This is a genomic window from Curtobacterium citreum (genome assembly GCF_006715175.1).
Taxonomy (GTDB): Bacteria; Actinomycetota; Actinomycetes; order Actinomycetales; family Microbacteriaceae; genus Curtobacterium; species Curtobacterium citreum.
The window spans coordinates 2,770,503-2,783,615 of sequence record NZ_VFMQ01000001.1 but is presented as its reverse complement, the minus strand read 5'-3'; the positions used below and the strand labels follow the sequence as shown (position 1 = coordinate 2,783,615).

Below are 13,113 nucleotides of genomic sequence, written 5' to 3'. Positions count from 1 at the left end.
TCGCATGGTCCTCGCTGCGGCGACCAACGGGATCCGGCTCGAACTGGGCTGGGTCGACTACTTGATGATCATCGTGTACTTCGCGGTGGTGATCGGCATCGGGTTCACCGCCAGGCGGCAGGTGCGCACGAGCATGGACTTCTTCCTGTCGGGACGGTCCATGCCCGCGTGGATCACCGGTCTGGCCTTCGTGTCCGCGAACCTCGGCGCGACCGAGATCCTGGGCATGGCCGCGAACGGTGCCCAGATCGGCATGGCGACGCTGCACTACTACCTCATCGGTGCGGTGCCGGCGATGGTGTTCCTCGGCCTCGTGATGATGCCCTTCTACTACGGCTCGAAGGTCCGGAGCGTCCCGGAGTTCATGCTCCGCCGCTTCGGCAAGGCCCCGCACCTCGTCAACGCCATCGCCTTCGCGGTGTCGAACGTCCTGATCGCCGGCATCAACCTCTACGCGATGGCCATCGTCATCGAGGCGATGCTCGGCTGGCCGGAGTGGCTCGCCATCCTGGTGTCCGCCGCGTTCGTGCTCGCCTACATCACCCTCGGCGGCCTGAGCAGCGCCATCTACAACGAGGTCATGCAGTTCTTCGTGATCATCGCCGGCCTCGTGCCGCTGACGATCGTCGGTCTGCACCGCGTCGGCGGGTGGAGCGGCCTGACCGAGGCCATCGAGCAGACCCAGGGCGTGCGGCACCTGCAGACCTGGGCCGGGACCGGCATCGGCGACGTCACCAACCCGATCGGCGCGAACTGGCTCGCGATCGTGCTCGGCCTGGGCTTCGTCCTGTCCTTCGGCTACTGGACGACGAACTTCACCGAGGTGCAGCGCGCGTTCTCGGCGAAGAACATGTCGGCCGCCCGACGGACGCCGCTCATCGCCGCGATCCCGAAGCTCTTCATCCCGTTCATCGTCGTCATCCCGGGCCTCATCGCCGCGGCGGTCGTCGGCAACCAGTTCGCCTCGGGGGAGCTGACCTACAACGACGCGATCCCGAAGCTCATCCAGATGTACCTGCCGACGGGCGTGCTCGGCATCGCGGTGACGGGCCTCCTCGCCTCGTTCATGGCGGGCATGGCGGCCAACGTGTCGTCCTTCAACACCGTCTTCACGTACGACATCTGGCAGCGCTACATCAAGCCGAACATGCCCGACCTGCACTACCTGCAGACCGGCCGCTGGGTCACGGTCGTCGGCGTGGTCGTCGGCATCGGCACGGCGTTCCTCGCAGCGCAGGCCGGCAACATCATGACGTACATGCAGACGCTGTTCTCGTTCTTCAACGCACCGCTGTTCGGCGTCTTCATCCTCGGCCTGCTGTGGAAGCGGATGACCACGCAGGGCGCACTGTGGGGCTACGTCCTCGGCATCGTCACGCCGACCATCACCTGGATCGCGTACCTGGTGAACCCGGAGCTGTTCTCCACCGCGACCGCGGAGACGATGTACGGCGCGATCATCTCGTTCGTCACGGTGCTCGTCGTCGGTGTGCTCGTCTCGCTCGCGACGAAGCCGAAGGACGTCTCGGAGCTCGGCGGCCTGGTCTACGGCGTCGGCAAGATCGACATGACCGCCGGGGCCGTCGCGACCGACACCGCCTGGTACCGCTCGCCCGCCCTGCTCGGCACCGTCGCCCTGGTGCTCTGCGTCGCCCTCTACCTGCCGTTCCTCTAGGCCCGGACCCGAAGGAGTACCACCATGCGTGACGACACCACCACGCTGACCGAGGAGCAGGTCGCCCTCGTCCGCTCCACCCGTCGACTCGACCTGCGCCGCATCCTCGGCGGACTGTTCGTGCTCTACGGCGTGATCACCACGATCGTCGGGATCGTGCACTGGGACACCGACCCGCAGAAGACCGGCGGCATCCACATCAACCTGTGGGTGGGCCTGTCGCTGCTCGTCGGCGGCCTGCTCTTCTTCCTCTGGGACCGCCTCAACCCGGTCCCCGCGGAGGACATCATCGGCCAGGCCGAGTCCGAGGCGGACCAGCGCGCCGCCGGCGAGGGCCGCGACGCGGTCTGACCCGGGGGAGCGCCACGGCGCACCAGGCAGGAACGGGCGTGCCCGGTCGGATCACCCGACCGGGCACGCCCGTCCTCGCTCGGTCCAGCGGGTCGGACTGCGTCGCGTCGCGGAGATGGTTGCGGCGACGGCCTGGAGGCACGGTGCGGTTCCGGCGCGCGGGCCACGTCGTGCTTCGCGCGATTGACGCACGCTGCGCTCCGCGCCTAACATTGACATGTCGGTCGGGTGCTCTCGGCCGGAAGCGATCCCCGGATGTCCTGCAGCCAGCGCGGGCCCGGGGATCCGCGCTGTTCAGGATCCGCGCTGTTCAGGGACCCGCCATCGAGATCGGTCTTCACGGGACGACGACGGTCGCGCTCGGCCTCCCGTGATCGAGTCCCGCGCTGTGCGCGCCACAGGCGAGGTCCGCCAGCGCCAGGAGCGTCTCGTCGGAGGCGTGCGCATGCTCGTACCGGACGGCCCGTCCGATGCCGCGGTCGCGCAGTGCCCGCAACATCGACCGGTCGTCGCGATCGCGTGCCGGTCCTCGTGTCTCGAACACGACTTCGCCGACGTGCCGCTGTTCGAGCTCCCACACCAGGCGTTCCAGGCAGTGTCGTCGCCTGCGTTCCACCCGGGCAACCGGGCCGTCGTACCGGATGACCAGGACCTCGACTGCGTGACGCAGGAGATCGAGCCACGAGACCCGCTGTGCCGGGAGGGCCTCGTACCAGTGCAGCTTGCGCATCCGACGTGGCGTCGCGGCGAGGATCGCTGTTCGTGCCGCCTGACGATCGCTGATCGCGACGATGACGGCGGCCATCAGGTACGTCGTGTGGTCGAGACCGCCGCCCGGCTCGGATTCGTCGACGAAGGCGGTGCGCATCTCGGTAGCATATTGCGTTCCACGTTGGTACCGGTCGTGAAGGATGGTTGCGCGTGGTCCGGTACTGCGAGAGGTTCGACCTCGACGAAGGAGTCCCCATGCCCACGATGGTGTTCATCAACCTGCCCGTGACCGACCTCGCCCGGGCGACCGGGTTCTACGAGGCGCTCGGCTACTCGATCAACCCGGACTTCACGGACGAGACCGCCGCGTGCGTCGTGGTGAGCGACACCGTGTACGTGATGCTGCTCACGCACGCGAAGTTCCAGGAGTTCACCGACAAGACGATCGCGGACCCGGGGACGATCGAGGTGATCAACTCCCTGAGCGCCGCGTCGAAGGACGAGGTGCACCGCATCGTCGACGCGGCCGTGATGAGCGGCGGGAACGAGGACCGGCCGGAGATGGACCTCGGCTTCATGTACCAGCGGAGCTTCACGGACCCGGACGGGCACCGCTGGGAGTACGTCTGGATGGACGAGCAGGCGATGACGGACGGCCCGCCGGCCGAGTAGTCCCGACGTCGTCGGTGCCGGCCGCCAAGATGGCAGGGTGACCGACGAACCCGTGGCCCCGCCCGCCGACGAACGCACGACCGCGACGACCGACCTCGTCACGGGGGAGGACGGTCTCGCCCGCCCGGTGTGGGCCGCCACCGACGCGATGCTCCGCGACTACTACGACACCGAGTGGGGGATGCCCGTGCACGACGAGCGTGGGGTGTTCGAGCGCCTCTCGCTCGAGGCGTTCCAGTCCGGGCTCTCCTGGCGCACGATCCTGGCGAAGCGTCCGGCGTTCCGCGCAGCCTTCGCGGACTTCGACCCGGACACGGTCGCGCGCTTCGACGAGGACGACGTCGCACGACTGATGGCCGACGCCGGCATCGTGCGGAACCAGGCGAAGATCCGGGCGACCATCACCAACGCGAACGCCACGGTCGCCCTCCGCGCGGACGGCGGTCTGGCGGACCTCGTGTGGTCCTTCCGCCCCGACGCCACCCCGGCGCCCCGGACCGCCGCCGAGGTGCCGACCACGAGCCCCGAGTCCGTCGCCCTGTCGAAGGCCCTGCGGAAGCGCGGGTTCGCGTTCGTCGGACCGACCACGATGCACGCCCTGATGGAGGCGCTCGGCATCGTCGACACGCACCTGCTCGGCAGCCACCGCCGCGGGACCTCCGGCGTCTGGGCCTGAGCGGGACCGGCACCGAGCGGAACGACCCGACCCGACCCGCCGGGGCTAGGGTCGCGGCATGGACGCCGACACGACACCGGACGCCGAGCGCGGGCACGACCCGGCCGAGGTACGGATCGCGTTCCTGCTGTTCCCCCCGGTGACGCAGCTCGACCTGACCGGCCCGGCGCAGGTCCTCACCCGCGTGCCGGGTGCCCGGGCCGAGTACGTCGCCGCGACGCTCGACCCGGTCGCCACCGACTGCGGGTTCGCCGTCGTCCCGACCCGGACCCTCGAGACCGCCGCCGACGCCGACGTGCTCGTCGTCCCGGGCGGGGACGGCGCCTTCGACGCGATGCTCGACCCCGCGGTGGTGGCGTTCGTCCGACGGCAGGCCGAGCGTGCCACCTGGGTGGTCTCGGTGTGCACGGGAGCGTTCGTGCTCGGGGCCGCCGGGCTCCTCGCGGGGAAGCGGGCGACGACGCACTGGGCGTCGGCGCCCCTGCTCGAGGCGTTCGGCGCCGAACCGGTGCCGGAGCGGGTCGTGACCGACGGCTCCGTCGTGACCGCGGCCGGGGTGAGCGCCGGGATCGACATGGCGCTGTGGCTTGCGGCGGAGCTCGCCGGGCAGCCCGTCGCCGAGCGGATCCAGCTGCAGCTCGAGTACGACCCGCAGCCGCCGTTCGAGGCCGGGTCGGCCCTCCGCGCGGACGCCCTGGTGGTCACCGCGGCCCGCGCCGACACCGAGGCACGTCGGGGTGCCCGCGTCGCGCAGGCTGCCGCAGCGGTGCTGCCCTGACGGTTCAGTCCAGCGGGAGCTGCATCTGCGTCGCGGTGACGCGGTACCCGAGCTGCGCGTACAGGTCCTGCGCCCCGGTGTTGTAGCCGAAGACGTTCAGGCCGATCGACGTCGCGCCGTGCTCACGGGCGACCCGCTGCCCGGCCTCGAGCGCCCGTCGGGCGTGCCCGCGCCGCCGGTGCTCCTCGTCGACCTCGACGTCGAACACCCACCACTCCGCGCTGCCGACCGAGAACGGTCCGATCCAGAGGTACCCGGCCACGTCTCCGGCGTCGTCGACCACGTCCCACACGAAGTGCTCCGGCAGGGGAGCGCCGCCCGGGAACCACTGGTCGAGCGACTTCTGCTTGTTCGCCTCGGCCTGCTCGCGGGTCTCGCCGGAGCGCATGCGGGACGCGACGTACTCGGCCATCGTGCGGTCCAGCCACCCCGGGATCCGGTCCGCCGGCATCGGGACGAGCTGCGTCCCGGTCACCGGTTCCCCTTGGAGCCGCGCTTCGGCTTGCCGTTCCCGAGCCGCTGTGTGCCCGGTCGGCCGGTCCCGCGGGGCTTCCGCGCGCCCTTGCCCCCGGCCTTGCCGCCGGACGCCTGCTTCGCGGTGGCCTTGCCGCCGCCGCTCCCGGTGCCCGAGCCGCGCCCTCCGCCGCGCCCACCCGTGCCGGCCCGACCCGTGCCGGAGCCACCCCGCGACCCACGCGAGCCGTCGTCGTCGGCGTCCGGAGTGCCTCCTGGCCGGTCCTGCGCAGCACGCGAACTGTTGGCGGTCCGCCCACGCACCACGCCGATGAACTCCTCCGTCGTCTCGGACGCGTCCGCGTCCCGCCAGACGAGCGCGATCCGGGTCCCCGCGGCGTCCGCCAGTGGGCGAGCGACCAGGTCCTTCCGGCTCGCGGCGCGGAAGAGCGACTGCGGGAGCACCGCGACGCCGACGTTCGCCTCGACCAGGTCGAGCACCGCGGCGACGTCGGCGGGGACCGGACCGGCGTCGACGACGTGCACGTCGGCCAGGTCGGTGTCGGAGACGACGTCGGAGGCGGCGAGGGGCGCGTCCTTCGGCATCGCGACGACGGCCGTCTCGGTCCAGAGCGGGATGGCGTTCAGGTGTACGCCGACGGGCATCCGCGCGAAGGCCATGTCGGCCTCGCCGGCGAGGGCCTCGTCGACCCCGTCGTGGCCGATCGGGAGCAGGCCGAGGGTGGCGTCCGGGAAGCGTTCCCGCCAGACCCGGACCCACTTCGCGGGGGAGACCCCCGGGACGAAGGCGATGGTGAGGGCCGCGGTCATGCAACCGAGCATAGGGGCCGTACCCTAGACCCATGGCGCAGGAACAGACGATGAAGGCCGAGACGGCTGCGAAGAAGCTCGGCATCCTGCTGGCGGCCGCCCCGGAGTCCTTCCGCGAGGGTCTCGTCACGCGGACCGCCTTCGACGAGCTCCGCACGCAGCCGCCGGCGTGGCTCGAGGACCTCCGTCGCGACGGCCCGCACCCGCGCCCCGTCGTCGCCCAGAAGCTCGGCGTCTCGATCTCCGGCCTGAACCGTGCCGGCATCGACGAGCCGCTCACGACCGCCCAGGTCAAGGAGTTGCTGCAGGAGATGCCCGAGTGGCTCGTCCGTGAGCGCGCGACCCAGGCCGAGGTGCACGCCGAGAACGCCCGCGTGAAGCAGCAGCGCGCCGAGAAGGCCGCGGCCCGCGCCGCCCAGGACTGACCACCCGGCCCCACCCCGACCACCGCACGCCATGACCGCCGCGCACGAGACCGTCGCCGACGCGATGCTCGTCGTGCCGCAGTTCGCGTCGGTGTGCTGCATCGTCGGCGATCGCTACCGTCCCCGGCCCGGCGTGATCGTGCCCGCGACGGTCATGCTCGTCGCGATGGTGTTGCCGGTGGCGCAGGTCGGTTCCGTCTGGACGCTCCTGGCCGCGACGGCGCTGCTCCTCCTCGCCCCGCTGCCGGTGATGCGTCGTCGCCGCCCCGACGGGCGACGGGCGGAGCCCATGGACGTGCACCGGGCGCTGTCGTCGGTCGTGATGGCCGGCATGCTCCTGATGGGGCACGCGACCGGCTTGGTCGACGACCATGCTGGACACGGCGTGGCCCTGTCCGCCGTGCTCGGCGCCGGGGTGATCGGCTACTGCGCGTTCAGCGGCTGGCTGCTCCGGTACGAGTGGGGCCGGGCGGACCGTCGCGCGGTCCGCAGCGGCGAGGTCTTCGCGATGACGGTCGCCGTCATCGGCATGACGCTCGCCATGTGACCCACGGCCTGGAGGCACGACCCGCCTCCGCCCGTCGGCCCGCCCCGTTCCGATCGCCGGGTCCGGCGGTCGGCCCGGTGCTCCGGTGCGCGGGCGGACCGGCTCGCGGTAGCGTCGGGGCGTGTCCGACCGACCAGCACGCCGCCCCGATCCCGCGCCGCGCCTCGACGAGGTCGACGAGCGCATCCTCTGGACCCTTGCCGCCGACGCCCGGATCCCGAACAACCGGCTCGCGGCCGCCGTGGGGGTGGCACCGTCGACGTGCCTCGCCCGGGTGCGGGCGCTCGAGGACGCCGGGCTGATCCGGGGCTACCGGGCGGACGTGGACGTCGCGGGGCTCGGGTTCGCGATCGAGGCGATGGTATCCGTCCGCGTGCACGCCGCCGCCCGGCACGAGCTGCGCGAGTTCGCGAAGCGCCTGCTCCGGGTGCCGGTCGTGCAGGACGTGTCGTTCCTCGCCGGCGACAAGGACTTCCTCGTGCACATCGCGTGCACGTCCACCGAGCAGCTGCGGGACTTCGTCGCGGACGAGCTGAGCGGGGACCCCTCGGTCGCGACGACGCAGACGAACATCGTGTTCGAGCGACTCGTGGCCGACCGGGCGCAGCAGGGCCGGTCGTTCGACGAGCTGCGGCGCTGGCGGGCCTGAGCGGGGCGCCTCGTCCGGTCAGCGCTGCCGGGTCAGCCCTGTCGGGTCAGCGCTGCCGGGTCATCGGGACGTGCGGGATGGCGTCCTCGAGGAAGTCCTCGCCGGAGCGCACGAAGCCGAACCGGGCGTACCACTGCTCGAGGTGCGCCTGGGCGTTGATCGCGATCGAGCCGGAGCGTGACTCGGCGATGGCGGCCTCCATGAGCCGGGCTCCGAGGCCCTGTCCGCGGGCGTGCCGAGCGGTGGCGACGCGACCGATCCGCTCCGTGCCGTCGGCCTCGCGGAGCAGGCGCAGGGTGGCGTCGACCGAGCCCTGCCCGGCCCAGAACTGCAGCGTGCCCGGCTCGAGGTCGCGGCCGTCGATGTCCGGGTAGGCGCACTCCTGCTCGACGACGAAGACGTCCTGCCGCAGGCGCAGCAGCTCGTGCAGCGTGACGACGTCCAGGTTGCGCGTGGGGGCGTGGAAGATCGAGGTCACGACCGGCCTTTCTCGAAGAATCCTCCAGAAAGGGTTCCGATCCGGAGCGGGACGGCGTACCGTACCGGCCAACCACTCTACGTGCGCAGCCGAGATCAGGAGGTGAGCGCATGGACCAGCCGTTGCGCGACCCCTGGCGCGCGCTGCTCCGGATCGTCCTCGCGGGCGTCGGGGTCGCCGCTGCCCTCGTGCTGCTCTCGCTCGTGCTCGGTGCCCGGCCGGCCGCTGCCGCCGAGGGAGCGCCGCAGCAGCGGGGCATCGTCGGTGGACTCGTGCAGGACCTCGGCGGGACCGTCCAGGGCGTCACCGGCGAGGTCGGCTCCGTGGTCGACCAGTCCGTCGCGCCCGTCCGGAAGGCCGTGCCGGCTCCGGCGCCCGCTCCGGCCGCACCTGCCCCGGCTCCGGCGCCCGCTCCGGCCGCACCTGCCCCGGCTCCGGTCCCTGCCGCACCCGTTCCCGCTGCTCCCGCTCCCGTTCCTGCCGCGCCTGCCCCCGCCGCGGCGGCACCCGCGCCGGCTGCTTCCTCGCCTGCGGCGCCGGCTCCTGCGGCACCCGCTGCTCCTGCACCCGCTCCTGCCGCACCTGCTGCTGCCGCACCTGCTGCTCCCGCTCCTGCCGCACCCGCTGCTGCCGGAGTCGGGATGACAACGGGGGCTCCGGACGTGTCCGAGACGAGCACCGCCTCCCGGCCGCTCTCCGGCACGCTCGTATCCGTCCTCGAGCCGGTCACCGGCACCGTGCAGTCGGTGACCGACGCCCGGCCGGTGACCGCGGTCGTCGAGGCCGTCGACACCGTCGTCGGCGCGCTCCCGCTGACGGGCACGCTCCTCAGCGACGACACCGTGGGGACGGTCGTCGCTCCGGTCACGGGTGTGGTCGACGACACCCTCGGCGTCGTCGGCGGAACGGTCGGCACGCTCCCCGAGACCGTCGGCGACGTCGTCGGACCGGTCGAGGCCGTCCTGCCCCTGCCCGCGCCGGTGCTGCCCGTGCCGTCCCTCCCGGTCCCGGCCCTGCCGACGCCCGGCGTCCCCGTGCCCGGCCAGACCGTGCCGACGTCCACGGCACTCCCCGGCGGCAGCACCGTCGCGGTGCCGGCACCGGCGTCCGCAGGGGATCCGGCCGGTCCGGTCGCCTTCGCGGCGGCCGCGCCGTCCGCGAGCGCCGGACCCGCGAGCGACGACCAGCTGGTCGCGAGCACGACGTCGATCGTCCCCGTTCGCGGGGTCGCCGCCGAGCACGCCACGACGGGCGCCGCGGGATCGGTCACGGTCGACGGCACCGCACTCCGCGTGCCCGCCGACGGCGACCGGGTCGTCCCGCTGCCGGGCGGTGGCGGATCGACGGGCTCCGGCTCCGGCGGTGGCTCCGGTTCCGCCGGGGCTGCACCGGTCGGCGTCGACGGCACCGTCGGCACCCAGGTCTCCCTCGCCGCGGGGTCACGCGGCACGCTCGACGACGACGTGGTCCCCGCGTCGGTCGTCGGCGACCACGACGTCGCTCCTGACTGAGGTCGGTGCGCCTGTCCAGCCCGGCAGGCACGCACCTCCCGACCGCACCAGCGGTCGGTGACGATCTCGATCAGGAAGTGACACGACCATGAACAAGCACGTCTCCAGGGGGCTGTGGTTCGCCCTCTGCCTCGGAGGCCTGACGCTCGGAGGGGCAGCGGCCGCGAACGCCGCGACGACCTCCGGCGCGGACGGCATCCTGTCCGGCACCCAGGTCGCGCCGTCCGTGAGCGCCCCGGTGTCCGTCGCCGGGAACGCTCTCGGGGTGCTCGGCGACGCCGTCTCCGCTCCCGCTCCGGCAGCGCCCGCTCCGGCCCCGGCGGCGCCCGCTCCCGCGGCTCCGGCCCCCGCTCCTGCGGCTTCGACCCCCGCTCCTGCGCCCGTCACGTCGGGCGCGGACGGCGTGGCCTCGGGGACCCAGGTGGCCCCGGTGGTCACCGCCCCGGTCGCCGTCTCCGGCACCGCGGTCGCAGTCGGCGGCGACGCCACCACGAGCACTCCGGCCCCGGCCGCTCCGGCTCCGGCTCCCGCTCCGGCCGCTCCGGCACCCGTGACGTCCGGCGAGGACGGCATCGGCTCCGGCACCCAGGTCGTCGGTGACGTCACCGCTCCGGTCACGGTCGGCGGCAACGCGGTCGGTGTCCTCGGGGACGCCACCGCGACGGCGCCGACCCCGGCTCCCGCAGCACCGGCGGCGCCCGCAGCACCCGCGGCGCCCGCTGCCGAGCCGACGACGTCGGGTCAGGACGGCGTCGCCTCGGGCACGCAGGTCGCCCCGGTCGTCTCGGTCCCGGTGACCGTGACCGGCAACGGGATCGGGCTCCTCGGTGACGGCACGTCGACCGCCACGGGCCCGGCGGCGCCGGCTGCTCCGGCGGCGCCGTCGGCGGGTGGTACGACCTCGGGTGAGGACGGCATCGGTTCGGGCACGCAGGTGTCGCCGGTGGTGAGCCTGCCGGTGACGATCGGTGGCAACGGGATCGGTGTCGTCGGTGACGGCACGTCGACCTCGACCGGTGGGACCGGCTCGGGCACGGGTTCCACGACCCCGTCGGCGGGTGGTACGACCTCGGGTGAGGACGGCATCGGTTCGGGCACGCAGGTGTCGCCGGTGGTGAGCCTGCCGGTGACGATCGGTGGCAACGGGATCGGTGTCGTCGGTGACGGCACGTCGACCTCGACCGGTGGGACCGGCTCGGGCACGGGTTCCACGGTCCCGACGGCCGGTGGCACGACCTCCGGCGCCGGCGGCCTGCTGTCCGGGACGCAGATCGTCCCCGTGATCAGCATCCCGGTCACCATCGGCGGGAACGGCATCGGCGTCGTCGGTGACGGCACGAGCACCACCCCCGGCACCGGGACCGACCCGGGCACCCCCGGCACCCCGGGCACCCCCGGCACCCCCGGCACCCCGGGAACGCCCGGCACCCCGGGAACGCCCGGCACCCCGGGAACGCCCGGGACGCCCGGCACTCCGGGAACCCCTGGTGAGCCCGGCACGCCCGGCACCCCGGGCACGCCCGGCACCGGGACCGACGGCACGACGCCCGTCGTGACCACGGTGCCGGTCGCGACCACGACCACCACGGTCGCCGCCGCGACCGAGGTGACCACCGCCTCCCGTCCGACCGTCGCGACCACGTCGACGACGCAGGCCGGACAGCCGCAGCTCGCGTACACCGGAGCCGCGTCGCAGACGCTGCCCGCGGCGGTCGCGCTGCTGCTGCTGATGGCGGGAGCCGGGGCGTTGGTCCTGCGCAAGCGGCTCGGCTGACACCACCACGGGTCGGAGGGGCACCGTCCGCGGTGCCCCTCCGACCCGTGCGCCGTCGAAGCGCAGGCTTGGACGACACCGAACGTTCCCTGGGAGCACTCGGTACCGAACCTGTGCGCAGTGGAAGCGCTTGCGCGGCCCCGCGGCAGCGGGGGAGCGCCACGATGAGAGCGTGCTCCACGAACTCCTGCGCATCCCGATCACCGGCCGGGCGGTCCTCGTCCCGGTCTACGTCATCACGGCCGTCCTGGCGGCCTGGGTCCTCGTCGGACCGGCGCGGGAACGGCACCGCGGACGGCGGCTCGCGTTCCGCGTCGGTGCCGGTGTGCTCGGTGCCGTGGTCGGCCTCGTCGCGGTGTGGTGGACGGGTGACGTGCAGGACCTGTTCGGCGTCGCCTTCACGCCGATCACCCGGATGTGGGTGGCGTTCGCGTTCGCCGGGGTCGCCCTGCTCCTGGTCGTCCTCGTCCAGGGCGGGTGGCGTCGCCGTGGACTGGCGGTGGCCGCCGCGGCCGCGGTCGTCCTGTCTGCGGGCCTGGGCGTGAACGTCGACTTCGGCTTCTACAAGAACGTGCAGCAGGCCATCGCGACGAGCCCCTACAAGACCGTCAAGCTGGCGGAGCGCAGCAGCTCGGCGACCCCCGCGACCGACCTCTCCGGGTGGCAGGCCCCGGCGGGCATGCCGAAGACCGGCGAGACCATCAGCGTGGCGATCCCCGGCACGGTGTCCCACTTCCGCGCCCGCAAGGCCGTGGTGTGGCTGCCGCCGGCGGCCCGGGTCGCGAACCCGCCGAAGCTCCCCGTCATCATCGCCTTCTCGGGGCAGCCCGGACAGCCCGCCGACCTGTTCCAGACCGGCAACATGGGGCAGTACCTCGACCACTACGCCGCGGCACACCAGGGCCTCGGGCCGATCGTCGTGTCGCCGGACCAGCTCGGGGCGCCGAACCGCAACCCGATGTGCCTGGACTCGCGTCGACTCGGCCGGAGCGAGACGTACATCATGACCGACACCGTGGACTGGATCCAGTCGCACCTGCCGGTCGAGAGCGGCCCGTCGCACTGGGCCGTCGCCGGCTTCTCCGAGGGGGCGACCTGCGCGATGCAGCTCTCCGCCGCGCACCCGGACGTGTTCGGTACCGCCCTGGCGATCTCGAGCGAGATCGGTCCGAAGAACGGCAGCGTGCAGCAGACCATCGCGCTCGGGTTCGGCGGGGACGCCGCCGCCTACCGCGCCGCGATGCCCGTCGCCCTGATGGCGGCACACGCGCCGTACCGCGACCACCTCACGGTCTTCGGCTACGGTCAGGACGACGCCCCGTACACGGCGTCGACCGAGACGCTCCGGACCGCCGCGGAGCGGGCCGGGATGCAGACGCAGACCTTCGTCTCGCCCGGGTCCGCCCACGACTGGAACACCGTGCGGTACGTGCTCGCGCACGGGCTGCCCCCGGTGCTGGCGCACCTCGGTCTCCCGGCAGCGGAAGGCACCCTGTGAACGACCAGACGGCGACGGCGCCGCCGGACTCCGGCACCGCGCCGGGCACTTCCCCCCAGGGCGCCCCCGGACCACGGGAGCCGC

15 protein-coding genes are annotated in these 13,113 nt (G+C 73.2%); 11 read left to right on the top strand and 4 right to left on the bottom strand.

What is annotated here, in order from left to right:
* The first annotated feature begins 4 nt into the window (after positions 1–4).
* Positions 5–1,675 (top strand): sodium:solute symporter family protein, encoded by a 1,671-nt coding sequence (locus tag FB462_RS13140; RefSeq protein ID WP_141862327.1) that lies wholly within the window; start codon positions 5–7, stop codon positions 1,673–1,675.
* Between the two features lie 24 nt (positions 1,676–1,699).
* Positions 1,700–2,026, top strand: a complete 327-nt coding sequence (locus tag FB462_RS13135; protein WP_114849753.1) for a hypothetical protein — start codon at positions 1,700–1,702, stop codon at positions 2,024–2,026.
* Between the two features lie 337 nt (positions 2,027–2,363).
* Here the strand turns inward: FB462_RS13135 and FB462_RS13130 are convergent, their stop codons facing one another.
* On the bottom strand, positions 2,364–2,894 hold the full coding sequence (locus tag FB462_RS13130) for a DUF3800 domain-containing protein (protein WP_141862325.1): 531 nt from the start codon (positions 2,892–2,894) through the stop codon (positions 2,364–2,366).
* Between the two features lie 98 nt (positions 2,895–2,992).
* Between FB462_RS13130 and FB462_RS13125 the strand changes: the two genes are divergently transcribed.
* From FB462_RS13125 to FB462_RS13115, 3 genes are read left to right on the top strand one after another with little or no spacing between them, the layout of a single operon-like run.
* Positions 2,993–3,409 carry a VOC family protein gene (locus FB462_RS13125; RefSeq protein ID WP_058741383.1) on the top strand — a complete coding sequence of 139 codons (417 nt, stop codon included), beginning with the start codon at positions 2,993–2,995 and terminating at the stop codon, positions 3,407–3,409.
* A 37-nt stretch (positions 3,410–3,446) separates the two neighbouring features.
* Positions 3,447–4,085, top strand: a complete 639-nt coding sequence (locus FB462_RS13120) for a DNA-3-methyladenine glycosylase I (protein ID WP_058741382.1) — start codon at positions 3,447–3,449, stop codon at positions 4,083–4,085.
* 58 nt (positions 4,086–4,143) lie between these two features.
* Positions 4,144–4,863 (top strand): DJ-1/PfpI family protein, encoded by a 720-nt coding sequence (locus FB462_RS13115; protein WP_141862323.1) that lies wholly within the window; start codon positions 4,144–4,146, stop codon positions 4,861–4,863.
* A gap of 4 nt (positions 4,864–4,867) precedes the next feature.
* On the opposite strand, the gene FB462_RS13110 is transcribed toward FB462_RS13115, so the two are convergent.
* Together FB462_RS13110 and FB462_RS13105 are read right to left on the bottom strand one after the other, a co-directional pair.
* On the bottom strand, positions 4,868–5,338 hold the full coding sequence (locus FB462_RS13110) for a GNAT family N-acetyltransferase (protein ID WP_141862321.1): 471 nt from the start codon (positions 5,336–5,338) through the stop codon (positions 4,868–4,870).
* Positions 5,335–6,147 carry a LysR family transcriptional regulator substrate-binding protein gene (locus FB462_RS13105; protein ID WP_167510110.1) on the bottom strand — a complete coding sequence of 271 codons (813 nt, stop codon included), beginning with the start codon at positions 6,145–6,147 and terminating at the stop codon, positions 5,335–5,337. The genes FB462_RS13110 and FB462_RS13105 overlap by 4 nt, the downstream gene beginning before the upstream one ends.
* A 32-nt stretch (positions 6,148–6,179) precedes the next feature.
* On the opposite strand from FB462_RS13105, the gene FB462_RS13100 reads away from it, so the two are divergent.
* From FB462_RS13100 to FB462_RS13090, 3 genes are all read left to right on the top strand, one after another.
* Positions 6,180–6,572: a DUF5997 family protein gene (locus tag FB462_RS13100; protein ID WP_058741378.1), complete on the top strand. Its 393-nt coding sequence runs from the start codon at positions 6,180–6,182 to the stop codon at positions 6,570–6,572.
* A 31-nt stretch (positions 6,573–6,603) separates the two neighbouring features.
* On the top strand, positions 6,604–7,119 hold the full coding sequence (locus FB462_RS13095) for a hypothetical protein (RefSeq protein WP_141862319.1): 516 nt from the start codon (positions 6,604–6,606) through the stop codon (positions 7,117–7,119).
* Positions 7,120–7,240: 121 nt separating this feature from the next.
* Positions 7,241–7,768, top strand: a complete 528-nt coding sequence (locus tag FB462_RS13090; protein ID WP_058741376.1) for an Lrp/AsnC family transcriptional regulator — start codon at positions 7,241–7,243, stop codon at positions 7,766–7,768.
* 46 nt (positions 7,769–7,814) lie between these two features.
* Here FB462_RS13090 and FB462_RS13085 read toward each other — a convergent pair whose 3' ends face one another.
* Entirely contained in the window at positions 7,815–8,246 is a 432-nt protein-coding gene (locus FB462_RS13085; protein ID WP_114849747.1) for a GNAT family N-acetyltransferase, read from the bottom strand.
* Between the two features lie 110 nt (positions 8,247–8,356).
* Between FB462_RS13085 and FB462_RS17560 the strand changes: the two genes are divergently transcribed.
* From FB462_RS17560 to FB462_RS13070, 3 genes are all read left to right on the top strand, one after another.
* Positions 8,357–9,757 (top strand): hypothetical protein, encoded by a 1,401-nt coding sequence (locus FB462_RS17560; RefSeq protein ID WP_188868824.1) that lies wholly within the window; start codon positions 8,357–8,359, stop codon positions 9,755–9,757.
* A gap of 88 nt (positions 9,758–9,845) precedes the next feature.
* Complete coding sequence (locus FB462_RS17555) at positions 9,846–11,531, top strand: LPXTG cell wall anchor domain-containing protein (RefSeq protein WP_141862317.1); 1,686 nt, start codon at positions 9,846–9,848, stop codon at positions 11,529–11,531.
* Between the two features lie 172 nt (positions 11,532–11,703).
* Complete coding sequence (locus FB462_RS13070; RefSeq protein WP_229666651.1) at positions 11,704–13,029, top strand: alpha/beta hydrolase; 1,326 nt, start codon at positions 11,704–11,706, stop codon at positions 13,027–13,029.
* The last annotated feature ends 84 nt before the right edge of the window (positions 13,030–13,113 follow it).

Bases quoted from the DNA above. Each gene is read 5' to 3' on its own strand.
- FB462_RS13140 (WP_141862327.1), top strand. From the start codon at position 5: ATGGTCCTCGCTGCGGCGACCAACGGGATCCGGCTCGAACTGGGCTGG.
- FB462_RS13135 (WP_114849753.1), top strand. From the start codon at position 1,700: ATGCGTGACGACACCACCACGCTGACCGAGGAGCAGGTCGCCCTCGTC.
- FB462_RS13130 (WP_141862325.1), bottom strand. From the start codon at position 2,894: ATGCGCACCGCCTTCGTCGACGAATCCGAGCCGGGCGGCGGTCTCGAC.
- FB462_RS13125 (WP_058741383.1), top strand. From the start codon at position 2,993: ATGCCCACGATGGTGTTCATCAACCTGCCCGTGACCGACCTCGCCCGG.
- FB462_RS13115 (WP_141862323.1), top strand. From the start codon at position 4,144: ATGGACGCCGACACGACACCGGACGCCGAGCGCGGGCACGACCCGGCC.
- FB462_RS13105 (WP_167510110.1), bottom strand. From the start codon at position 6,147: ATGACCGCGGCCCTCACCATCGCCTTCGTCCCGGGGGTCTCCCCCGCG.
- FB462_RS13100 (WP_058741378.1), top strand. From the start codon at position 6,180: ATGGCGCAGGAACAGACGATGAAGGCCGAGACGGCTGCGAAGAAGCTC.
- FB462_RS13095 (WP_141862319.1), top strand. From the start codon at position 6,604: ATGACCGCCGCGCACGAGACCGTCGCCGACGCGATGCTCGTCGTGCCG.
- FB462_RS17560 (WP_188868824.1), top strand. From the start codon at position 8,357: ATGGACCAGCCGTTGCGCGACCCCTGGCGCGCGCTGCTCCGGATCGTC.
- FB462_RS17555 (WP_141862317.1), top strand. From the start codon at position 9,846: ATGAACAAGCACGTCTCCAGGGGGCTGTGGTTCGCCCTCTGCCTCGGA.